Source organism: Microbacterium sp. LMI13-1-1.1 (genome assembly GCF_040815625.1).
Lineage (GTDB): Bacteria > Actinomycetota > Actinomycetes > Actinomycetales > Microbacteriaceae > Microbacterium > Microbacterium forte.
The window spans coordinates 357,255-378,701 of sequence record NZ_JBFPNL010000006.1 but is presented as its reverse complement, the minus strand read 5'-3'; the positions used below and the strand labels follow the sequence as shown (position 1 = coordinate 378,701).

At 68.9% G+C, this 21,447-nt stretch carries 26 protein-coding genes; 10 read left to right on the top strand and 16 right to left on the bottom strand.

What is annotated here, in order from left to right; genetic code table 11:
• Positions 1 to 48: 48 nt before the first annotated feature.
• On the top strand, positions 49 to 1,044 hold the full coding sequence (locus MRBLMI13_RS15280; protein WP_309690150.1) for a Gfo/Idh/MocA family oxidoreductase: 996 nt from the start codon (positions 49 to 51) through the stop codon (positions 1,042 to 1,044).
• Complete coding sequence (locus tag MRBLMI13_RS15275; protein ID WP_367823419.1) at positions 1,037 to 2,044, top strand: NYN domain-containing protein; 1,008 nt, start codon at positions 1,037 to 1,039, stop codon at positions 2,042 to 2,044. The genes MRBLMI13_RS15280 and MRBLMI13_RS15275 overlap by 8 nt, the downstream gene beginning before the upstream one ends.
• Positions 2,045 to 2,083: 39 nt before the next feature.
• Here the strand turns inward: MRBLMI13_RS15275 and MRBLMI13_RS15270 are convergent, their stop codons facing one another.
• The 8 genes from MRBLMI13_RS15270 to MRBLMI13_RS15235 form a co-directional block, all read right to left on the bottom strand.
• Positions 2,084 to 2,377 carry a Dabb family protein gene (locus MRBLMI13_RS15270; RefSeq protein WP_311878417.1) on the bottom strand — a complete coding sequence of 98 codons (294 nt, stop codon included), beginning with the start codon at positions 2,375 to 2,377 and terminating at the stop codon, positions 2,084 to 2,086.
• Positions 2,374 to 3,399, bottom strand: a complete 1,026-nt coding sequence (locus MRBLMI13_RS15265; RefSeq protein WP_367823421.1) for a sugar phosphate isomerase/epimerase family protein — start codon at positions 3,397 to 3,399, stop codon at positions 2,374 to 2,376. The genes MRBLMI13_RS15270 and MRBLMI13_RS15265 overlap by 4 nt, the downstream gene beginning before the upstream one ends.
• 27 nt (positions 3,400 to 3,426) lie before the next feature.
• Complete coding sequence (locus MRBLMI13_RS15260) at positions 3,427 to 4,278, bottom strand: sugar phosphate isomerase/epimerase family protein (RefSeq protein ID WP_367823423.1); 852 nt, start codon at positions 4,276 to 4,278, stop codon at positions 3,427 to 3,429.
• A gap of 82 nt (positions 4,279 to 4,360) precedes the next feature.
• Positions 4,361 to 5,569, bottom strand: a complete 1,209-nt coding sequence (locus MRBLMI13_RS15255; protein ID WP_042537324.1) for a substrate-binding domain-containing protein — start codon at positions 5,567 to 5,569, stop codon at positions 4,361 to 4,363.
• 2 nt (positions 5,570 to 5,571) lie between these two features.
• Positions 5,572 to 6,630 (bottom strand): ABC transporter permease, encoded by a 1,059-nt coding sequence (locus MRBLMI13_RS15250; protein ID WP_309690164.1) that lies wholly within the window; start codon positions 6,628 to 6,630, stop codon positions 5,572 to 5,574.
• Positions 6,627 to 7,709, bottom strand: a complete 1,083-nt coding sequence (locus MRBLMI13_RS15245) for an ABC transporter permease (protein ID WP_082508710.1) — start codon at positions 7,707 to 7,709, stop codon at positions 6,627 to 6,629. The genes MRBLMI13_RS15250 and MRBLMI13_RS15245 overlap by 4 nt, the downstream gene beginning before the upstream one ends.
• A complete protein-coding gene (locus tag MRBLMI13_RS15240; protein ID WP_367823426.1) occupies positions 7,706 to 9,214 on the bottom strand; it encodes a sugar ABC transporter ATP-binding protein in 1,509 nt (502 codons plus the stop codon). The genes MRBLMI13_RS15245 and MRBLMI13_RS15240 overlap by 4 nt, the downstream gene beginning before the upstream one ends.
• Entirely contained in the window at positions 9,211 to 10,320 is a 1,110-nt protein-coding gene (locus tag MRBLMI13_RS15235; RefSeq protein ID WP_309690170.1) for a Gfo/Idh/MocA family protein, read from the bottom strand. Before MRBLMI13_RS15235 ends, MRBLMI13_RS15240 begins: the two co-directional genes overlap by 4 nt.
• A 113-nt stretch (positions 10,321 to 10,433) precedes the next feature.
• On the opposite strand from MRBLMI13_RS15235, the gene MRBLMI13_RS15230 reads away from it, so the two are divergent.
• Positions 10,434 to 11,630, top strand: a complete 1,197-nt coding sequence (locus tag MRBLMI13_RS15230) for an ROK family transcriptional regulator (RefSeq protein WP_309690172.1) — start codon at positions 10,434 to 10,436, stop codon at positions 11,628 to 11,630.
• Between the two features lie 29 nt (positions 11,631 to 11,659).
• On the opposite strand, the gene MRBLMI13_RS15225 is transcribed toward MRBLMI13_RS15230, so the two are convergent.
• Together MRBLMI13_RS15225 and MRBLMI13_RS15220 are read right to left on the bottom strand one after the other, a co-directional pair.
• Complete coding sequence (locus tag MRBLMI13_RS15225) at positions 11,660 to 12,799, bottom strand: Gfo/Idh/MocA family protein (protein WP_367823429.1); 1,140 nt, start codon at positions 12,797 to 12,799, stop codon at positions 11,660 to 11,662.
• Positions 12,799 to 13,605, bottom strand: coding sequence for a sugar phosphate isomerase/epimerase family protein (locus MRBLMI13_RS15220; protein ID WP_042537313.1), 807 nt, complete (start codon positions 13,603 to 13,605; stop codon positions 12,799 to 12,801). The genes MRBLMI13_RS15225 and MRBLMI13_RS15220 overlap by 1 nt, the downstream gene beginning before the upstream one ends.
• Before the next feature lie 110 nt (positions 13,606 to 13,715).
• On the opposite strand from MRBLMI13_RS15220, the gene MRBLMI13_RS15215 reads away from it, so the two are divergent.
• From MRBLMI13_RS15215 to MRBLMI13_RS15205, 3 genes are read left to right on the top strand one after another with little or no spacing between them, the layout of a single operon-like run.
• Positions 13,716 to 14,327, top strand: a complete 612-nt coding sequence (locus tag MRBLMI13_RS15215; protein ID WP_042537311.1) for a TetR/AcrR family transcriptional regulator — start codon at positions 13,716 to 13,718, stop codon at positions 14,325 to 14,327.
• Between the two features lie 9 nt (positions 14,328 to 14,336).
• Positions 14,337 to 14,966 (top strand): DUF4166 domain-containing protein, encoded by a 630-nt coding sequence (locus MRBLMI13_RS15210; RefSeq protein WP_367823432.1) that lies wholly within the window; start codon positions 14,337 to 14,339, stop codon positions 14,964 to 14,966.
• Positions 14,963 to 15,949, top strand: a complete 987-nt coding sequence (locus MRBLMI13_RS15205; protein ID WP_367823434.1) for an epimerase — start codon at positions 14,963 to 14,965, stop codon at positions 15,947 to 15,949. Before MRBLMI13_RS15210 ends, MRBLMI13_RS15205 begins: the two co-directional genes overlap by 4 nt.
• Here the strand turns inward: MRBLMI13_RS15205 and MRBLMI13_RS15200 are convergent.
• From MRBLMI13_RS15200 to MRBLMI13_RS15190, 3 genes are read right to left on the bottom strand one after another with little or no spacing between them, the layout of a single operon-like run.
• Positions 15,946 to 16,353: a PLD nuclease N-terminal domain-containing protein gene (locus MRBLMI13_RS15200; RefSeq protein WP_042537307.1), complete on the bottom strand. Its 408-nt coding sequence runs from the start codon at positions 16,351 to 16,353 to the stop codon at positions 15,946 to 15,948. The two genes, MRBLMI13_RS15205 and MRBLMI13_RS15200, sit on opposite strands and share 4 nt — an antisense overlap.
• 38 nt (positions 16,354 to 16,391) lie before the next feature.
• Positions 16,392 to 17,321, bottom strand: a complete 930-nt coding sequence (locus MRBLMI13_RS15195; RefSeq protein WP_042537306.1) for an aldo/keto reductase — start codon at positions 17,319 to 17,321, stop codon at positions 16,392 to 16,394.
• Between the two features lie 9 nt (positions 17,322 to 17,330).
• Entirely contained in the window at positions 17,331 to 17,549 is a 219-nt protein-coding gene (locus MRBLMI13_RS15190) for a helix-turn-helix domain-containing protein (protein WP_367823437.1), read from the bottom strand.
• Positions 17,550 to 17,643: 94 nt separating this feature from the next.
• Between MRBLMI13_RS15190 and MRBLMI13_RS15185 the strand changes: the two genes are divergently transcribed.
• Genes MRBLMI13_RS15185 through MRBLMI13_RS15175 form a run of 3 tightly spaced genes read left to right on the top strand, consistent with a single transcriptional unit; the run spans position 17,644 to position 19,121 of the window.
• Positions 17,644 to 18,021 (top strand): helix-turn-helix domain-containing protein, encoded by a 378-nt coding sequence (locus MRBLMI13_RS15185; protein ID WP_228385547.1) that lies wholly within the window; start codon positions 17,644 to 17,646, stop codon positions 18,019 to 18,021.
• Positions 18,022 to 18,042: 21 nt separating this feature from the next.
• Positions 18,043 to 18,510: an ImmA/IrrE family metallo-endopeptidase gene (locus MRBLMI13_RS15180; protein WP_367823439.1), complete on the top strand. Its 468-nt coding sequence runs from the start codon at positions 18,043 to 18,045 to the stop codon at positions 18,508 to 18,510.
• 8 nt (positions 18,511 to 18,518) lie between these two features.
• Entirely contained in the window at positions 18,519 to 19,121 is a 603-nt protein-coding gene (locus MRBLMI13_RS15175) for a GNAT family N-acetyltransferase (protein WP_367823441.1), read from the top strand.
• Here the strand turns inward: MRBLMI13_RS15175 and MRBLMI13_RS15170 are convergent, their stop codons facing one another.
• A complete protein-coding gene (locus MRBLMI13_RS15170; protein WP_042537303.1) occupies positions 19,122 to 19,325 on the bottom strand; it encodes a hypothetical protein in 204 nt (67 codons plus the stop codon). It abuts the gene before it with no gap.
• A gap of 105 nt (positions 19,326 to 19,430) precedes the next feature.
• On the opposite strand from MRBLMI13_RS15170, the gene MRBLMI13_RS15165 reads away from it, so the two are divergent.
• Complete coding sequence (locus MRBLMI13_RS15165) at positions 19,431 to 20,042, top strand: flavodoxin family protein (protein ID WP_042537302.1); 612 nt, start codon at positions 19,431 to 19,433, stop codon at positions 20,040 to 20,042.
• Position 20,043: 1 nt separating this feature from the next.
• On the opposite strand, the gene MRBLMI13_RS15160 is transcribed toward MRBLMI13_RS15165, so the two are convergent.
• On the bottom strand, positions 20,044 to 20,376 hold the full coding sequence (locus MRBLMI13_RS15160; RefSeq protein ID WP_042537301.1) for a hypothetical protein: 333 nt from the start codon (positions 20,374 to 20,376) through the stop codon (positions 20,044 to 20,046).
• Between the two features lie 50 nt (positions 20,377 to 20,426).
• The gene (locus MRBLMI13_RS15155; RefSeq protein WP_367823444.1) at positions 20,427 to 21,446 is read right to left on the bottom strand and encodes a hypothetical protein; all 1,020 of its coding nucleotides are present in this window, start codon (positions 21,444 to 21,446) and stop codon (positions 20,427 to 20,429) included.
• Between the last annotated feature and the right edge of the window lies 1 nt (position 21,447).

Genomic DNA, 21,447 nt, shown 5'->3' with positions numbered 1-21,447 from the left:
CATCCTCGCGGCGATCCAGCTGTCGGTGCGACCCTCTACGCTGAGACCATGACTGGTCTTCGTTGGGGAATCCTCGCGACCGGCGGCATCGCCGGCGCGTTCGCATCCGATCTGCGCACGGCAGGGCTCGACCTCGTCGCTGTCGGCTCGCGCTCGCAGGAGTCGGCCGACGCGTTCGCGGCCCGCTTCGACATCCCCCGCGCGCACCCCACGTACGAGGCCCTCGTCGCCGACCCGGACGTCGACATCATCTACGTCTCCACGCCGCACCCGCTGCACCACGAGAACGCCCGCCTCGCGCTCGAGGCCGGCAAGCACGTGCTGGTCGAGAAGGCCTTCACCCTCAACCGGGGCGAGGCCGAAGACCTGCAGCGCCTCGCCGCTGAACGCGGGCTGCTGGCGATGGAGGCCATGTGGACCCGGTATCTGCCGCACATGGTGCGCATCCGCGAGATCATCGCCGACGGAACGCTCGGAGAGATCCGCGCCGTCACCGCCGACCACACCCAGCTTCTGCCGGACGACCCCACCCACCGCCTGAACGCTCTCGAGCTCGGCGGCGGTGCACTGCTCGACCTCGGGATCTACCCGATCTCGTTCGTGTGGGACGTCCTGGGCGCCCCGACCGCCGTCCATGCCGTGGCCCGGCTCATCGAGACCGGAGCGGATGCCGAGGTCGCCACCGTCATGACCCACGAGGGCGGCGCGATCTCGACCACTCTCTCCTCGTCGCGAGCCGCCGGCCCGAACGCCGCGAGCATCGTCGGCACCAAGGCCCGCATCGACATCGATCGCGTCTGGTACACCCCGACGACCTTCCGCGTCGTCCTCCCCGACGGCACGGTCGTCGAGGAGTACGTGTCCGAGGTGGCCGGCCGCGGCATGCAGTATCAGGCGCATGCGGCCGAGCGCCTCGTCGCCGACGGCGTGCTCGAGGGCGACATCCTGCCGATCGCCGAGAGTGTCGCGATCATGGGCACGCTCGACGACATCCGCGCCCAGATCGGGGTGCGCTACCCGCGCGAAGGAGTCAACCATGGCTGAAGCCAACGACGCCCGTGTCGCCGTCTATCTCGACTTCGACAACATCGTCATCTCCTGGTACGACCGCGTGCACGGACGCAACGCCTACGGCAAAGACCGTCAGCGGATCACCGAGAACCCGACCGATCCCGAGGTCACCGAGCGGCTCTCCCGCGCCATGATCGAGGTCGGGGCGATCATCGACTACGCGGCGTCCTTCGGCACGCTCGTGCTCACGCGTGCCTACGCAGACTGGTCGTCGCCGGTGAACGCCGTGTACCGCTCGCAGCTCGTGGCCCGCGCCGTCGATCTCGTGCAGCTCTTCCCGGCCGCCGCCTATGCGAAGAACGGCGCTGACATCCGCCTCGCCGTCGACGCGGTCGAAGACATGTTCCGTCTGCCCGACCTCACGCACGTCGTGATCGTCGCCGGCGACAGCGACTACGTCCCCCTCGCGCAGCGCTGCAAGCGCCTCGGCCGTTACGTCATCGGCGTCGGCGTCGCGGGGTCCACGGCCAAGTCGCTCGCCGCGGCGTGCGATGAGTTCGAGGCATACGACTCGCTGCCCGGTGTGGTGCGCCCGAGCAAGACCGCTCCGGCCACCGTCATCGCGGTGCCGGAAGCCGCAGTCGAACCCGCCGTCGAGCCGGCCGCAGAGCCTGCCGCGAAGACGAGGACGAGGCAGCCTGCCAAGACCGCCAAGGCCAAGGCCCAGGCAGCCGCCGCCACGGCTGCGAGCGCGACTCCGGCCAAGGTCGACGAACACGCAGAGGGCACTGAGCAGGGCGAGGCGACAGAGCTGCTGCATCGCGCGCTGCGCCTCGGGCATGACAAGGCCGACGCCGACGAATGGCTGCACAGCTCGGCCGTGAAGACGCACATGCGCCGCATGGACCCCTCCTTCAGCGAGAAGGCCCTCGGCTACCGGTCGTTCTCGGACTTCCTCAAGTCGCGCGAGAGCATCGCAGAGCTCGAGGAGACCGGGCACGAGCGTCTCGTGAAGCTGCGCGACTCGGCCTGACCCCGCACGACTCGACCGGCCTGTCACGCCACCGGACGGTCACTCCTCGAAGTCGTATTCCTGGAAGGCGGCGACCTCGGGCACCCAGCGCTCCGACACGAACGCGGTGTGCGCAGGGTGCGCGTCGTAGGCGCGGTACGCCGCTCGGTCGTGGAACACCATCGAGAACTGGTGCTCCAGGTCGCTCTTCGGGCTCACCTGGCGACGGATCGTGAAGTCCTCGACCCCGGGGATCGACGTGAGCACGGCTCTGGCGGTGGCGAGGAACTCGCGCTCCTCGGGGCTGCCCGCCTCGTGCACGAGGCGGAAGACGACGGTGTGCTGGATGGTCATGCGGTGTCTCCGGTCGTCTGGTTGCTGAAGGCGGCGTCGAAGGACGCGGTGGGCACGGGCCACAGCAGCGACCGCACGTAGGCGAGCGCCTGCGGAGCCCCGTGCAGGCGGTCCATTCCGGCATCCTCCCACTCGATCGAGATGGGACCCGCATAGCCGATCGCGTCCAGCGCGCGGAACGAGTCCTCCCATGGCACGTCGCCGTGACCGGTCGAGACGAAGTCCCACCCGCGTCGGGGATCCCCCCACGGCAGGTGCGAGCCGAACACTCCCGCACGCCCGTTGTGCGGCCGCATCCGGGTGTCCTTGCAGTCGACGTGATAGATCCGGTCGGCGAAGTCGACGATGAACCCGACCGGGTCGATGTTCTGCCACATCATGTGCGACGGGTCCCAGTTGAACCCGAACGCCTCGCGGTGGTCGATCGCATCCAACGCCCGCACCGACGACCAGTAGTCATAGGCGATCTCGCCCGGATGCACCTCGTGCGCGAAGCGCACGCCCTCGCCGTCGAACACATCGAGGATCGGGTTCCAGCGGGTGGCGAAGTCGTCGAAACCGGCCTCGATGACGGATGCCGGCACCGGCGGGAACATCGCCAGATACGGCCAGATCGACGAGCCGGTGAATCCCACGACGGTGTCGACGCCGAGCTTGCGCGCCACTCGAGCCGCGCGTCTCATGTCCTCCGCCGCGCGGACGCGCACGCCCTCCGCCTCCCCGTCTCCCCACACGTAGTCGCGCAGGATCGCCCGGTGGCGGAAGTCGATGGGCGCGTCGCACACCGCCTGCCCCGCGAGGTGATTCGAGATCGCGAAGATCTGCAGTCCGTGTCGGTCGAGGATCTCGAGGCGCGAGGCGACGTACGCGTCATCCTCGTCGGCCCGCCGCAGGTCGAGGTGATCGCCGGAGGCGGCGACCTCGAGGCCGTCGTACCCCCACTCCGCCGCGAGGCGCGCGACCTCCTCGAAGGGCAGATCTGCCCATTGGCCGGTGAACAGGGTGACCGGGTGCGTGGTCATGGACACTCCTTCGTATCGCGTGACGGTTCAGGCGCCGAGCACTCTCAGCGCCTGGATGCTGCGTGCGGCGAGTTCGTCCTGACTCTCCGCGAGTGGTCGCCACACGGACGCGGCGACCGCGATCGTCGCGTTCTCACCCGTGAAGCTCTCGAGCCCGAGCGGACCCCGATACCCCGCGTCGTCGAGGGCTCGCAGGATCTCCGGCCAATCGGTGTGATCGTCGCCGACCGCTCCCCGATCGCTGCCGCACACCTGCACGTGGGCGATCGCCGACCCCGCCGCACGGATGGCCTGCGTCGGCCTCTTCTCCTCGATGTTCAGGTGATAGGTGTCGAGAGCGAGCCCCACGCCCGCACCGAGCAGCGGCGCGAGCGCGTCGAGGCTCTGCTCGACGGTGTTGAGCACGCTGGTCTCATAGCGGTTGAGCGGCTCGATGGCGAGGGTGATCCCGGCATCGGCGGCATCCGACGCCAGCGGTTCGAGGTTCTCGCGCAGCTCCCGCACCATCTGGGCGCGTTCATCCGCCGACATCCGCCAGGTCGCGCCCGTGGGTGCGTAGAAGGGGCCGGCGACCACGGCGGAGCCGAGCGTCGCCGCTGCGGCGATGCACGATCGCAGGTAGTCCTGGGTCGCGCCGACGTCGCCCGCCTGCGCGAGCAGCGAGCGCCCCGGCCCCATGGCTCCGATGACGATGGCGCCGAGGCCGAGATCGTCGAGCACGTCGCGGGATCGCGCCGGATCCCAGTCCCCGATGCTCTCGAGCGGCAGTTCGAGCGCCTGATACCCCATGTCGGCGGCCTTGCGCGCGAGCGGTCCGAGCGTCGCGTCGGTGAGCGGAGACGTCCACACCCACGTGTTGACGGCGATCGTGCGAGGCATCCTGCTCCTTCGGGGATGACGCGAGTGCTCCCACCCTCCCATCCGCGGGACGCGGAGGGAAGGGCGGGAGCATCACAGAGGGTTACGGGATCTGACGTTCCTGCCACACCGTCGGGTAGCCGGGGAGGTTCTCCCCGCCGAACTTCGCGTAGTGCCCGTCAGGCATGCCCTCGTTGGCGGCGAGGTAGTCGTCGAGCTCTCCCTCGGTGATCGGCTTCTGCGGCAGCACCCACTCCTTCGGCACCTCTTCACCCGCGAAGATCATCTGCGCGGCGAGCAGGGGCGTGCGCCATTGGAAGTTCGAGTAGACCGGTGCGAGACCGGTGAGACCCGTGTCCTTCCACTTGCGGAGGAAGCTCATCTCGTCTTCACCGGTCATCACCGGGTAATCGGCGCCGGCGTCCTCGAAGGCCTCGATCGCGGCGACAGCGCCGTCACCGGCATCCATCCAGACGCCCTGGACATCGCCCTTGGCGAGCTCGTCGCTGATGATGCTCTTGATCTCTGCCGGGTCCGCGCCTGTGAAGTAGTCCACCGCCTCGATACCCGCCTCGTCGAAGAGCTTCTCCGCCGCGGCCCACCGGTGCTCGAGCACGTCGACGCCGGGGAGGATGCGGAGCGCCACGACCTTGTCGCCCTCTTCGAGGTTGTCGATGAGGAACTCGGCGGTGTCGATGCCCCACGCGAATCCGCCGATCGGGTGGATGAACGTGACGGGGCAGTCGGTGTCGACGCCGCGGTCGAACACGATCACCGGCTTGCCGGTCTCGCATGCCCGCTCGACGGCCGGGGTCATCGCCGCGGTGCTGTTGGGCGAGATGAGGAAGACGTCGCAGTCGCCCTCCGAGATGAAGTAGTCGATGTCGGCGATCTGCGTGTCATCGGAGTCCTGCGCGTCGCGGGTCTCCATCTCGCTGATCGCGCCGGCCTCTTGCAGAGACTTCAGCTGCTCGTTCATCGTGATCCAGCCCGTCTGCCGCCACGGGTTCGAGATCGAGGCGTTCGCGAAGCAGGCCTTCTTGGCCCCTTCGCTCGCGAACTCCGAGGTGTCGACCATCTCGGCGTTGATGTGCTGGAGGTACGGCTCGTCCGCCGGGCCCTGGGGCTCGACACCCCGCTCCTCCATCTGCTTGTCGAAGAGCTCCTGGTCGAACCACTCGGTGGTCTCCGCCGACTCCTCCGGGTTCTCCGACTCCGCCGGCGCCACGGACGGGTCTGTCGTACACCCGGCGAGCGCGATGAGGCCGAAGAGAGCCACCCCTGCGGTGGCGATCTTCATTGATCGTCGCATTGCTAATCTCCTCTGGTTTCTGTGTGGATGGTGCTGGTTGTTGCGGGTTCTGCGGTCTGTGCGGGTTCTGCGGTCGAGAGATCGAGAGAGGTCTGCGGGCCTCGCTTGCGCCGTGCGCGGAAGGCCACGGCGGAGTAGGCGACGGCGGCGATGATGATGACGCCCTGCACGGCGTCTCGCAGCGTCGACGGGACACCGGCGATGTTCAGCAGCATGAAGAGGGCCTCGAGAGCGAAGGCACCGGCAGCCGCCGCGACGATCCAGCCTCGACCGCCGCCCAGCACGACGCCACCGAGGACGACGGCCGTGATCGCGACGAATTCGTAGCCGCGGCCGACCGAGGGGTGCACCCCGGCGTATCCCACGAGGAGCACGGCCGAGAGCGTCGCCGACAGCGACGAGATCACGAAGGCGCGGGTGGTGACCCAGGCGCTGCGCGCACCGGCGAAGTCGACCGCCGTGGCGTTGTCGCCCACCGCGATGAGCAGCTTGCCGAGCGGGCGCTTGGTGATCCAGATGCCGAGGGCGAGCCAGCCGATGAGGATGAACACCGCCCACGGGATGAACTCGAGAAGCGGCACATCGCGGATGCCGCCGCGGCCGATCTCGCGGAAGCTGTCTGCCGGGTTTCCCGTGGCCGCTCCGCCCGTCCACCACATGACGCCGCCGAGAAGGGCGAGCATCATGCCGAGCGTGACGATGAAGGAGGGCACCTTGAGCAGCGTCGTGATGACCCCGTTGACGAGTCCGACGACCACTCCGAAGACGATCATGAGCAGCAGCACGGGGATCGTGCGCGAGTCGTCCTGCCCGACGAGGTTGCCGGCGATGATCACCTGGGCCGTGATCAGCGAGCCCTGCGACAGGTCGAACTCGCCCGCGATGATGACGAAGTACTGACCGATGGCGACGATCGCGATCGGGGCGACGCGCTGGATGAACCTCATGACCTGGCCCGGCTCGGCGAAGCTCGGGTTGAGGATCATGACCGCCACGAGCAGGATCACGAGCAGCAGGAACACCGCGCCCCGAGGGCTCACGAGTGTGCGCAGCGCGTTCATGCGCGTCCTCCTTCCGCCACGGGGTTCGTATCGGCGAGCTCCGATGCGGCGGCCGCCATCTCGGACTCGGCCGCCTTCGCGGCGTCGTCTCCCCCGGTTCTCGTGCCGCCTGCTCCGAAGCGCGGGCGGCGGCTGACGATCGAGCGCCGGCTGTAGACCGCCACCGCGGCGACGATCACGACGCCGCGGACGACGTCCTTCAGGAACGGGTTGACCTGCATGACGCTCATGACGTTGTCGACGACCGCGAGGATCGCGACGCCGCCGATCGCACCCCAGATCGAGCCGCGTCCGCCCAGCAGAAGCGTGCCGCCGAGCACGACCGCGGCGATCGACAGCAGTGCGTAGCCGCCCTGCTGGCCGACGGTGGGGCTGCCGACGCCGAGACGGCTGGCGAGCAGCAGACCGGCGAGCCCTGCGAACACCGAGCACAGCACGTGCGCGGCGATCAGCGGCGGCTTCGTGCGCACTCCCGACAGGCGGGCGATCTCCGGGTCGCCGCCGACCGCGTAGAGGTGGGCGCCGGTGCGGGTGCGGTTGAGCAGGAACCAGACGAGCACGGCGAGCGCGATCATGATGATCGTCGAGACGGGAACGGGCCCGACGCCGGTGGCGCCGATGAGCTGGAACTCCCAGGGCACGCTGCCTGCCGAGCCCTCGAAGTTGGTGTTGAGGATGCCCTGCAGAATGAGCCCCACGCCGAGGGTGGCGATGAAGCCGTTGACCTTGAGCACGGTGACGATCAGGCCGTTGACCAGGCCGATGCCTGCGCAGACGAGCAGGGTGACGGCGACGGCCGCCGGCACGTTCGAGGGGTTCCCGTTCATGATCGTCGCAGCCAAGAGGCTCGAGAGACTCACGACGTAGGTCACCGACAGATCGAGCGATGCTCCGAGCACCACCAGGGTCTGGCCGATCGCGACGAGTCCGAGCACGCTCATGCCGGTGAGGATGTCGCGGATGTTCCCGGGGCTGAAGAAGTTGCGCCCCACGGTGCCGACGAGGATGGCGCCGACGATGAGGGTCAGGATCAGGATGCCGAGGACGATGACCGTCGAGTCGATCCGAAGCCGCTTCATCGTGCACCTCCGTCGATGGTGGCGCCCGTGGCCGCGCCGAGGATCTCATGCTCGGCCGACCCTGCGGGCAGCTCGGCGACGAGCTCGCCGTCGTGCATCACGAGGATCCGATCGCTCATGCCGATCACCTCGGGCAGCTCGCTCGACACCATCAGCACCGCCTTGCCCTGAGCCGCCAGCTCGCGCATGAGCTGGTACACCGCGTACTTCGCACCGACGTCGATGCCGCGGGTCGGCTCGTCGAAGAGCACGATCTGCGGCTGCGTGAGCAGCCACTTGGCGAGGACGACCTTCTGCTGGTTGCCGCCGGAGAGGAACCGCACCTCCTGGTCGACGCCCCGCGAGCTGATCTCCAGGGAGCTGAGCACTCCGGGCACCTCGCGCCTGGACGAGGCGGTGCGAGCAGCGAAGACGCTGCGGGTCACGAGCAGGGCGTTGTCGAGCACCGACTGCCCCAGCGCGAGCCCCTGGGCCTTGCGGTCCTCCGAGACGAGCGCGAACCCGGCGCGCACTGCCGCCCTGGCGCTCGTGATGCGCGCAGGTGAGCCGTCGACCCGCATCGAGCCCCGCACGAACGGGTCGATCCCGAAGACGCCTTCGACCAGTTCGGTGCGCCCGGAGCCCTGGAGTCCCGCGAGTCCGACGATCTCCCCCGCGCGCAGGGTCAGCGACACCCCGTCGACGAAGGCGTTGCCGCAGCCGTCGAGCTCGAGACGCGGCTCCCCCACGCCCGTGCCCGCCACGGCATCCGGGTAGTACGACTGGATCGAGCGGCCGACCATGCGGCGCACGAGCTCGTCGGTCGTCAGCGCGCCCGTCTCGTCGGTCGACACGAGAGCGCCGTCCTTGAGGATCGTGATGCGGTCGCACAGGTCGAAGATCTCCTTCAGCCGGTGCGAGACGTAGATCACCGCCACCCCGCGCGAGGTGAGCCGACGGATGATGGCGTAGAGCAGCTCGACCTCGCGATCGCTGAGTGCGGCGGTCGGCTCATCCATCGAGATGACCTGCGCCTCGAACGAGAGCGCCTTGACGATCTCGACGATCTGCTGCTCCGCGACCGTCAGCGACCCGACCCGCGCCTGGGGGTCGATGAACGAGACACCGAGATCGGCGAGCAGCTCGCCGGTGCGGCGGACCATCGCCTTCTGATCCACGAACCCGGCACGGCGGGGCTCGCGTCCGAGGTAGACGTTCTGCGCGACCGTGCGCTCGGGCAGCAGGGTGAACTCCTGGAAGACGGTCACGATGCCGTCGTCCATCGCCTGTCGAGGGTGCGCGTACCGCACCTCTCCGCCGCGGTACCGCACGACGCCGTCGTCGGCGGGTTGCACCCCGGCGATGATCTTCATGAGAGTCGACTTGCCTGCGCCGTTCTCGCCGACGAGGCCGTGCACCTCGCCCGGACGCACGTCGAAGTCGATGCCCTTCAGCACCTCGACGCCGAAGAACGACTTGCGGATCCCCGACACCTCGAGCACCGGCTGGGTGATCGTCGCGGTCATGCCGCCACCTCCGTCCATCGTCCGTCAGCGGCCGCGGAGGCGAGGACCGCCTCGGTCAGCACGGCCGAGCGGAACCCGTCTTCGAACGTCGGCAGCCCCTCGGGGTTCGCACCGCCGATCGCCGCGTACACGTCGGCGATGAAGCCGTTGAAGGCATCCTGGTAGCCCATCGCGTGCCCCGAGGGCACCCGCTGCAGGCGGGCCGAGTCGGGCGCGGCCGTGGCGGGATCGCGCAGCAGCAGTCGGGACTCGTCGCGCATGCCGATCCACAGCTCCTCGGGCCGCTCCTGCTCGAAGCGGAGTGTCTGCCTGGATCCGTGCAGCTCGAGCGTCAGAGCGTTCTTGCGTCCGGCCGCCATCTGCGAGATGAGCAGCGTGCCGAGGGCACCGGACTCCGTCTCGACGAGGATCGCGACGATGTCCTCGGTGTCGACCGCCTGGCCCGCTCGCTCGTCGAACACCCTGCGGGTGCGCGCGCTCAGCGCGCTGATGCGCTGGCCGATCACGAACTCGATGAGGTCGCACAGATGCGAACCGATATCGGCGAACGCCCGGGACGACCCGCCGGATGCCGAGCGCACCCGCCAGTCGTCGTCGGTGGGATGCAGCATCCAGTCCTGCAGATACGAGCAGTCGAGCGTGAGAAGCTCGCCGATGTCTCCCCTGGCGACGCGGGCACGCGCCTCGCGCACCATCGGGTGGTAGCGGTAGACGAAGGGAACCGCGCCGACCCGCCCTCGCGACGCCGCGGTCTCGGCGAGCCTGCGGGCGTCTGCGGCGTTCGTGGCCAAGGGCTTCTCGCAGATGACGTGCTTGCCGGACTCGAGCGCTCGGAGTGCCAGTGCGGCGTGTGTGGCGTTAGGGGTGCAGATGTGCACGACGTCGATGTCGTCGGCGTCGAGGAGCGCGGCTGCATCGATCTCGGCGCGCGCGGCACCCAGTTCGTCTGCGGCCAGTCGTCCGCCCGAGGCGGAGCGGGTGGCGACGGCGCGGAGCTCGCCGCCCGCGTCCCTGGCCGCGGTGCGATGCACGCGTGCCATGAATCCCCCGCCGAGGATGCCGGCTCGGATCGTCCCGAGACCGGTGTCAGTGACATCCGTTGTCATGCGGGTGAGTCTGACACAGGCGCTCCGACTTTTGCTAGACCTCTGTCAAAAGTTCTTTGTAACGAATCGGAAGTCGATCGAGCCCTGTTCCAAGTCTGTGGTTTACTGACGCAATGGTCGACGCACTCCGCACCGCCGCGGCAGCGAACCCCGGCGCCGGCGAGATCTTCCAGATCCTTCGCGACGGCACCGCTCGCACCAAGGCCGAGCTCGCAGCCATCACCGGCCTCGCCCGGTCGACCGTCGCGCTGCGCGTCGACGCGCTGCTCGCCGCGGACCTCCTTCGTCCGGCGGGCGAGGCCGTCTCTACCGGCGGGCGTCCGCCGGCGCGGCTGGCCTTCAATTCCCGCGCCGGAGTCGTGCTCGCCGTCGACCTCGGCGCCACCCATGCCACGGTCGCCGTCGCGGATCTCGCCGGCGTGATCCTCGATTCGCGCACACGCACGATCGACATCGCCGACGGACCGGACAATCTGCTCGACGTGATCCTCGCCGACGGGGCGACCCTGCTCGAGACTCCGGCGGCCGTGGGCATCCCGCTGCTCGGCATCGGGATCGGCGTGCCCGGGCCCGTCGAGCACTCGACGGGTCGGCCGACCAACCCTCCGATCATGCCCGGCTGGGACCGCTTCGACGTCCCCGGCTACGTGCAGCGCACGTTCGACGTGCCGGTGCTGGTCGACAACGACGTGAACATCCTCGCCCTCGGCGAGCACGCGACGATGTGGCCGCACGTCGATGACCTGATCTTCGTGAAGGTCTCGACCGGCATCGGAGCCGGCATCATCGCCGGCGGGCAGCTGCAACGGGGGGCGCAGGGCTCAGCCGGCGACATGGGGCATGTCCAGGTGCCGAGAGTGGCCGGGTCCACCAGGGAGCCTGGCGACGAGCGCGACCTCGAGGCGCTCGCGAGCGGGTCGGCCCTCGCGACGGCGCTGCGCGGCGCGGGGCACGAGGCGCACAGCCCGGCCGATGTGATCGAGCTGGTGCGCTCCGGCAATGCCGCAGCCATCGAGGCGACACGGCAGGCGGGACGCGATGTGGGCGAGGTCCTGGCGACGGTGGTCAATCTGCTCAATCCGTCGATCATCGTGCTCGGCGGCAGCATCGCCAGGGCCGGCGAACACCTGCTCGCCGGGGTGCGCGAGGTCGTCTACAGACGGTCCATCCCGCTGGCGACCCAGCATCTGGCCATCGTGCAGTCGCAGGCGGGCGACAGGGCCGCCGTGCTCGGGGCGGCGATCATGGTCGCCCGCGAGGTGCTCTCACCCGCGAGCGTCGACCGCTATGTGGTGACGAAGGCGCGCTGACCGCACCCTCGTCACCACATCGGCCGATCTCAGAGCGTCGCCTCGAACGGGTCGAAGTCGGCGTCGAGTGAGCCGACCTCGTCGATCGTGCTCGCGACCTGCACGAAGCTGCGCGACACGGCAGCCTCTTCGATCGACAGCAGGGTGTCGAGCACGTGGTAGCCGAACTCACCGGTCGCGACATGCGGGCGGTCGGCGGCGATCGAACGCGCCATGTCGAGCAGACCGACGCCGCGACCCGAGAGCACACCCTCCTGGACCACGTCGACGACCTCCTGCGTCATGGGCGCCGGCGGGACGAAGGCCTGCGTCAGCGGACGGGTGATCGTGATCTCGCCTCCGAAGGTGTTCGGGTCGGGGATCACGATCGTCCCCTCGGTGCCGGTGATCTCGACGATGCCCGTGCGCAGCAGCGGCGAGTCGGTGCTGTACAGGCTCTGCGCCTGTCCACCCTGCTCGAAGTCCATCAGCACGCTCAGCGTCGACGGGATCTCGACGGGGAACTCCTGACCGGCGAGCTCGCCGACCTGCACGGTGCGGGTCGGGCTGCCCTGGAGACCGAGCGCGGCGACGGCGGCGACCGGTCCGAACACGTGCACGAGAGCCGAGACGTAGTACGGCCCCATGTCGAGCAGCGGCCCCGCGCCCTTTGCGTACAGGAACGCGGGGTTCGGGTGGAAGATCTCCGGCCCCTGCCATTGGAACGTGGTCTGGGCGAACAGCGGACGACCGATGTCACCCCTGGCGATGGCGCGCTTCGCCGTCTGCACACCCGGCCCGAGCACCGTGTCGGGCGCGACGCCGACGCGCAGCCCCGCGGCATCCGCCTTCTGCAGCAGGCGCAGCGACTCGTCGCGGCTGACGCCGATCGGCTTCTCGGTCCACACGTGCTTGCCTGCGGCGAGGATCGCCTCGGACACCTCGACATGCACCGCGGGGATCGTCAGGTTCACCACGATGTCGATCTCGGGGTCGTTCAGCACGAGCTCGACGCCGCCCGCCCGCGGGACGCCGTACTTCTCGGCCTGCGCCCTCGCGCGCTCCTCGAGCAGGTCGCCGATGGCGAGCACCCGCACGTCGGGGAACGTGGTCAGGTTCGACAGGTACTGGTCGCTGATGTTGCCCGCGCCGATGATGCCGACGCCGACGGGCCCGTTGCCGATCGCCATCAGCCGGCCACCTTCTCGTCGAGGTAGACGCGGCTGCGCTCGATGGCGTCCCAGAGGTCGCCGTCGAAGTGGTCGAACTCCACGATCGCGAGCTCGAGTGCCGGGGCTGCGGCGATGGCCTCGACCAGCGGGACCACGCCCTCTCCTGCCGCGACCTGGTCGGCGGGCGGGTAGGCGCTCAGCAGCGAGGGATCGAGCGTGCCGTCCTTGGCGTGCACGGCGATGACCCGGTCGCCCAGACGCTGCAGAAGTGCGACCGGGTCGACGCCGCCGCGGGCGACCCAGTACAGGTCGACCTCGAGCACGACGCGCTCGTCGAGCAGGCCCGCGAGCACCTCGAGTCCGGTGACGCCGTCGAAGACGGCCTCGAGCTCGTGGGCGTGGTTGTGATAGCCGACGCGCACGTCGACGGTGGCACCCACGGCGGCCGCCTCGTTGAGCAGACGTGCGGTCTCCTCGATCTGCTCGACCGTCTCCCAGCGCGCGGGCTCGGTGTACGGGTCGATGACCGTGTCCATGCCGAGCACCTTCGCGGCGGCGAACACCTCAGCGGGCGAGGGCACAGGAAGCGTGGTGCCGCTGCCGTCCGGGTTCACGAACGACTCGGAGGCGAGGAACGCGTGACCCGAGGGCGCGGTGAGACCCGCGTCGGCCAGCGCATCGGCGAGCGGCTGCGCACGGCGCACGAAGTCATAGGGCTCGACGGCCGTGAAGCCTCGCGCGGCGACCTCTTTCAGTGAGCCCTCGAGGTCGGTCTCGAGCTGATCCTTGATCGTGAACAGCTGGATGGAAGTCTGAATCGCCACGGGGTCTCCTTCGGTCGTCGGTGACGTGCGGGCCGTCTTCGCCCGTCTGTCCGAGCACGCTATCACCAAATACCTCCGCGCGGAAGTTTTCATGTCGTTACACTCTCACCATGACCGACGATCAGGATCGCCCACGGCAACGCGGTGCGTATGCGAAGGGCATCGCCCGTCGCCAGGAGATCCTCGATCGTGCCATCGAGGTCTTCGCCGAGCGCGGGGCCGACCGCACGAGCCTGCGCTCCATCGCGAGCGCCGTCGGCGTCACCCACTCAGCCCTCACGCACTACTTCGGGTCGCTCGAAGAGCTGCTCGTCGCGGTCTACCAGGAGAGCACGGCACCAGAGCGCCAGCATCCCGACGCTTTTCAGCCGGATGCGACCCCCGTCGAGCGGATGATCGAGTCCGCGCGCACCAACCGCGAGGTCCCCGGTCTCGTGCAGCTGTATTCGATGCTGGTCGCCGCCGCTCTCGAAGAAGGGCACCCGGCCGCCCGCGAGTTCGCGACGACCCGATTTGCGCGGTTGCGAGCGGACATGGCCGCGGTCGTGCGGGAGCAGCAGAGCACCGGACGCATGCGGGAGGACGTGGATGCCGAGGCCGTCGCCGCCCTGGTGGTCGCCGCCTCCGACGGCCTGCAGACGCAGTGGCTGCTCGATGACACCGCCCCGCAGCACGAGGCGCTCGCGCTGCTCGACCGGCTGCTGCGGCCGACCGCTCGATAGGGTGAAGGCGTGACAGCACCAGGCACGGATCGACGTTCGCCCTACGAGCGCGCGCTCGGCGACCGCATCTCGGAACTCCACCCGAAGACCGCCTGGTACTTCCGCACGATCCCCGAAGGCCACGTCGGTGTCGGCACCGGGGTCTTCACGACCGCGGGATCCCGTCATCGCTGGCTCTGGCCCGTGTTCCGCATCGCGGAGTCTCTCGGAGTCGCGTTCGCCGGGTGGGAGCACGACGTGCCGTTCCGCATCGAGAACCGCACGGTCGCGGGCGAGGCCCTGGCGGTCAGGCACTTCGACCTTCCGGGGCGCACGTGGGTCATGCCCGACATCGTCTCGCTCGGCGCGAACCGCATCCTGCGCAACGAGATCGGCCCTCATCGCACGGTCGTCACGACCTTCGACATCGACGTGCGCGACGGCGCGGTCGTGCTGACCATCCGCCGCGTCGGGATGCGTTTCGGGCGGCTGCGCATCGCGGCCCCGCGTTTCCTTCGTCCGCGCATCGGCCTCGTCGAGCGCTGGGACGAGCAGCGTGAACGGCACCACGTGAACATGACCATCGATGCCCCTCTGCTCGGTCGCGTCTACGAGTACACCGGCTTCTTCGAGTACGCGATCGAGAGCGAGACTCCGTGACAGAACCGACACCCCTCACGTCAGGCCCCGTCGTGATCGGCGGCTCGACCGGTTTCATGGGGCAGTACCTGATCCCGCACCTGCAGTCAGCCGGGCGGGAGGTCCTCACGATCTCGCGCTCGGGCGCCGACATCTCCTGGGGCGACCAGGCGGCGATCGATCGAGCCGTCGACGGCGCCTCGCTCGTGATCGGCCTGGCGGGCAAGAGCGTGAACTGCCGCTACACGCCCGAGAACCGCGCGGCGATCTTCCGTTCGCGTCTCGACACCACCTCGTCGCTGAGCTCCGCGATTGCGAGAGCCGCGAGTCCTCCCCCGCTGTGGATCAACTCGTCGACGGCGACGATCTACCGCCATGCGGAGGAGCGACCGATGACCGAGTCGTCGGGCGAGATCGGATCAGGGTTCTCCGTCGAGGTCGCGAAGGCATGGGAGCGCGCCCTGTTCGCCGACGATCTGCCGCACACGCGTCGGGTGGCCCTGCGCAGCGCGATCGTACTGGGCCACGGAGGCGTGCTCGGCCCGCTGAAGAACCTGGCACGACTCGGCCTCGGCGGGGCGCAGCACGACGGCCGGTGGCCGATCAGTCGCGCGCGCCGGGCCGCCGGCACCGCGCACCGCCTAGGAGCACGCCGCGGTCGGCAGCGGTTCAGCTGGGTGCACGTCGAGGACATCGCCCGCATCATCGACTTCCTCGAGGTCACGCCGACGCTCGATGGCCCTGTGAACGCCGCCTCCCCGAATCCGACGGACAACGCCGACTTCATGGCGACCGTCCGGCGGGTGCTCGGAGTGCGCATCGGACCGCCGATGCCCCGGTGGATGCTCGAGCTGGGCGCCATCGCCATCCGCACCGAGACCGAGCTGATCCTCAAGAGCCGATGGGTGATCCCCGAGAAGCTCACGGTCGCCGGCTTCGAGTTCGCGTACCCGGACCTCGAAGACGCCCTGCGGGAGTCGTTCGATCTCGAGCGCGTCCGCTAGCGAGGCGCGTCAGTCGTCCCGCTCGACGAGTCACCGCCGCCTTCGCGCCTGCGCTTCTCGATCTCCTGACGCAGCCGCCACTCCTCGATCTCGCGATCGAGATCGGCGATCTGCTGCTCGGTGCTGCGGGCGTCGACGGGCGGTGTCGGGCGCGGTTCAGGTCGAGCAGCCGCAGGCCGAGCAGCCGGCCGCATGCGGGGGATCCGCGGGATCCGAAGACCGGCCTCGGAGTACTCCCTGCCGATCGCGAACCACAGCAGACTGCCGATGAGGGGCAGCAGGATCACGATGATGACCCACGCCATCTTCGGCAGGTACCTCACCTGCGCGTCGTCTCTCCGGATGATGTCGACCATCGCGCCGACCATCAGCGCGATGACGAGGAGCGAGAACAGGAACGGCATGCGTTCAGGGTAGACGACCGGGCCGCGTCTTGCCGCTGCTAGGGCAGCAGGTGACCGGCCGCGCGGAACAGCTCGTACCACTCGGCCCGGGTGAGCTCGATGTCGGCACCCGCTGCGGCATCCTGCACGCGCTGCGGAGTCGTGGTCCCGAGCACGACCTGCATCTTGGCCGGGTGACGCGTGATCCACGCCGTCGCGATCGCGATCGGTGCGACTCCGTACGACGCCGCCAGACGATCGATCACCCCGTTGAGCTCCGCGTACTCGGGGTTTCCGAGGAAGACGCCCGTGAAGAATCCGCCCTGGAACGGCGACCAGGCCTGGATCGTGATGCCGTTGATGCGGCAGTACTCGACGATGCCGCCACCGTCGCGGACGATGCTCTGGTCTTCGCCGGCCATGTTCGCGGCGACCGGCTGCGCGAGGATCGGCGCGTGCGTGATCGAGAGCTGCAGCTGGTTGGCGACCAGGGGCTGGGTGACGGCGGTGCGGAGCAGATCGATCTGTCGAGGGGTGTGGTTCGAGACGCCGAACGCGCGGACCTTGCCCGCGGCCTCGAGCTCGTCGAACGCCCTGGCCACCTCTTCGGGTTCGACCAGCGCATCCGGGCGATGCAGCAGCAGCACGTCGATGTGCTCGGTGCGCAGCGCCGCGAGCGACCCCTCGACCTGGCGGACGATGTGATCGTACGAGAAGTCGAACGTGCCCTCAGCGGGGTTGATGCCGCACTTGGTCTGCAGCACGATCTCGTCGCGCTCGGCGGCGCTCAGCCCCAGCGCCTCGGCGAAGCGGCCCTCACAGAAGTGCATGCTTCCGCCGTAGATGTCGGCGTGGTCGAAGAAGTCGATGCCCGCGCCGCGGGCCGTGTCGTAGAGTTCGCGGATCTGCGCGTCATCCTTGTCATCGATGCGCATCATTCCGGCGACGACGGCGGGGGCAGTGGCGGATCCGAACGGGATGGTCTTCATACCCCCACGCTAGTGCGGACGAGGGGTGAGCTGTGCGACTGCGATGCCGAGCGCCTGCGCGATCTCGGCCAGATCGGCGACGGTGAAGTCGACCTCGCCCGCGAGCTTCCGGCGCAGCTCGGTGCCGGTGATGCCCACGCGCGCCGAGAGCCACTGACTGCTGCGCCCAGCCCGCAGCAGTTCCTCTTCGACCGCATCAGCCACCACACGTCGCACATCTGTCGTCATTCATAGACAGTATCGCCGCATGCGTAGCACATCAAGCCTCCAAGGCGCCAGTATGACGGCATCCTGGCTTCATCTCGGTGCTATCGTGACTCACGTGAAGACACCGGGTGAGCAGTTCAACGCGGCAGTCGGCCGCCAGCTCCGTGCGGAGATCGGCGCCGCAGGCAGCAGCATCGCCGCGATGGCACGCGAGATCGGCATCGCCAGGAGCGCGCTCGACAATTACGTCACGGGCAAGCGTTCCATCCCGGTCCCCATCGTGTACGCGGTCAGCGCGTCGCTCGACATCGCTCCCCACATCATGATCACCCGTGCAGAAGAGCGGCTTCGCTCCGAGGTCGAGCGCGGCGGCGCCACGATCACCCCGCTCCACCCCCGCACCGATGTCCGTGGTCGACGCGAGGATCGATCCGAAGTCGCGTTCGAGTCTCCCCTCGCCCACGCCGACGACACCGACGATCTCTACGACTGACGACCTGCGACGAGGAGGACCATGGAGGCTCTCCTCCGCCTGCTCGAACAGAACGGGCTGCACCTCGTCGAACGCCGAGGTCCGTGCCACGGCGGCTACGAACCGCAGACGGCGACCATCCGCGTCTCCCCCGGACTCAGCCGGAGAGCGACCAGCAGCGTGATCGCCCACGAGTTGGCGCACGCCGTGCTCGGCCACACTCCCACGGCAGACCCGTCGATCCGTGCGCGACAGGAGCGACGCGCCGACGAGTGGGCTGCGCGCCTGCTGATCAGCGCCGACGCCTACGCGGAGGCCGAGAAGGCGCGAGGCACCCATCCGGCCAGCCTCGCGTTCGAGCTGGGGGTGACGATCGAGATCGTGACCGCCTACCAGCGGCTGCTCCGCCGCGTCGGCGACGCCACGTACGTCGGCGCGAAGATGGGCCGAGGCCAGTGGGAGCACCGCACCCTGATCGCGGGATCCGCCACCGGGCGCCGCGCTGATTGAATGGCTGCATGACCTTCCGCACCGCCCCGGCCCCGATCACGCTCACGGGACGTCTCGTCGAGCTCCGCCCGCTGGAGACCTCGCATCACGACGGACTCCTCGACGCGCTGCGCGAAGGCGATCTGTGGAAGCAGGCCTGGTACACCTCGGTGCCCTCTCCCGACGGGCTCGCCGCCGAGATCGACCGTCGCATCGGTCTGATCGAGAGCGGCGGCATGATCCCCTTCACGGCGTTCGACGCCTCGGGGCGCATCCTCGGCCTCACCTCGTACTACGACCTCGAGGGTGACGCCCCACGGCTGCACATCGGGTACACCTGGAACCGCCCGTCGGCGCACGGAACGGGCACCAACGCCGAATCGAAGCTGCTGCTGCTCCGGCACGCATTCGAAGAGCTCGGCGTCTTCCGGGTGGGCCTGACCACTCAGTGGGTCAACTTCCAGTCGCGCGCCGCGATCGAACGCCTGGGAGCGAAGCAGGACGGCGTCATGCGCGCGATGAGCCGGTACCGCAACGGCGCACTGCGCGACAGCGTCGAGTTCTCGATCATCGAACCGGAATGGCCCGCAGTGCGGGCCAACCTCGAGGCGAGGCTGGCAAGACGACGCTGATCACTCGGTGGCGTTGCCCGACCAGTTGTCCTTGCGACGAGTGGCCGAACCACCTGCACGCATCATGAATGCGAGCGACAGGCTGGTGATGAGAAGTCCACCGACGAAGACGATCGCCTGGAAGTCCTCGAGCGACTGCGCGAGCCCCATGAGCCAGATGCCTCCGAGGAAGAGGATCATGAAGAAGATGAAGCTGAGGATCACGGGATCTCCTGTCGTAGCGGCCGTCATCCAGGATACCGTCTAGCGCACACCTGCCAGCGACGGAACCCCCTGGGCTATCGGCGTCGTCGATGATTTCGTGCAGGGATGACCGCACAACTGACTGCCCTCGCCATCTCCTGCACTCTCAAGCCCTCCCCCGCGGAGTCGAGCACCGACCTTCTCGGTTCGCAGATCCTCTCAGCGCTCGCCGAGCACGGAGTGACCGGCGAGCTCGTGCGCGCCGTAGACCACGTCATCAGCCCCGGCGTCGAGGCCGACATGGGCGGAGACGACCAGTGGCCCACGTTGCGCGAGAAGGTTCATGCCGCCGACATCCTGGTTCTCCTGACGCCCACCTGGATGGGACAGCAGTCGAGTGTCGCCCAGCGGGTGCTCGAACGCCTCGACGCGGAGCTGAGCGAGACGGACGACGCAGGACGACCGATCCTCTTCGACAAGGTCGCGCTCGCCGGCATCGTCGGCAACGAGGACGGCGCACACCACATCGCCGCGATCCTGTTCCAGTCTCTGAACGACGTCGGATACTCCGTGCCTGCCCAGGCATCGGTCTACTGGAACGGGGAGGCGATGCAGACCGTCGACTACAAGGATCTCGACGAGACCCCCGAGAAGGTCGCCCAGGCGACGGCGACAGCCGCGCGCAACGCGGCGCGCCTGGCAGGCCTGCTCAAGGCGGACGGCTACCCGGCCGAGTAGGTCAGGACTTCGCCTTGCTCCCGTCGGCGATCTTCGCCTGCACGTAGTCGTCGATCACGAGTTCCCCGGTCGCGTTGAGCGCGTGCATGATCTCCTCGACGCGGGGCTTCTGGATGGCCTGGGGTTCCGCTGACGTGAAGAGGAACTGCAGGGGGATCGCCGGGTGGATCCATACCGTGACGCGCCCAGGATCGCCGCCCTCGGAAGGAAGCCAGGTCATCATGAAGCTCTCCTGGCGGCGGAGTTTGGTGCCGACGACGACCTTCAGATGAGCCAGTGTCTCGTCGTCGATGAGGATCGGCTCCGATGTGCCGTCATATCGCAGTCTTCCCATGAAGGAAACCGTACCCCGGGGTACGCGTCATCGTGTACACGCAGGCGTGATCAGACGCGACGGAACGTCACGACCTCATCACGGCGAGACCGTTCGACGCGCATTCCCGCGAGTTCGAGCCGGCGGAAGACCCGGCGCGGCAGCGCGGGCAGCTCGCCGGTGCGGCCCGGCGACGGTGCGGCGAGCCCGGCGATCAGCGAGAGGTCGACGCCCGCACCCCGCACCTCGATGCGGGCGTAGTCCGAGCGGGTTCGCCAGACGAGGTGCTGCAGGTGACGGAACGGGATGCGGTGCGTCGCTGTCCCCGCACGGATGCGCAGCTCGTCAGTGCCGAATGCGACGCCGCACGAGAGCGTACGACGGCGGAGCGCTCCTCTGAGCAGCAGATAGACCGGCAGGCCGACGAGGACGCCCACCAGGATGATCGCGAGACGGGCCCCGACGCGCATCACCGCGTCGTCGAAGGCGATGAGCAGAGCCGTTCCCGCGAGGCCGACGGCCAGGACCACGCCCACGATGGCGAGCGTCAGCGTCCGCATCCGCAGGTCGAGGGCCGTGAACTCGACGCCGGAGCCGTCGCGGCCCTCCTCCCGCTCCCACTCGGGTGCGGCGGGAGGCGGTCGTCGCTTCGCATCGCGTCGCCCGATGAGATCGGTGAGGCGCGAGAGTAGCCCGAGCCAGATCCACCCGGCTGCGGGGCCGGCGGCGATCTGCAGCACGACGACGACCGCGCGCACCGGGTCTGGCAGCCCTGCCAGCAGCGCGTCGTCGGACTCGATCACGAGGATCATCCCGGCAGTCAGGCCGACCGCGACACCGAGATGCACCGCGACGCCGGTGCGCACCGGGCGCATCTCCATCGTCGCGTTGACGAACGAGAACGCGACGCTCCAGCCACCGAGCAGCATGAGCAGGAACGGGAAGAAGCTCAGGTCGTCGCCCGCGATGGTCCAGACCATCGCGGCGATCAGGAACAGCAGTCCCCATGCGAACGGAGCACGCACGAACCGGCGACCGATCTCGCGCCTCAGCCGCCTCTCCGAGGTCGTCTCGGGCGCGGTCTCGGTCATC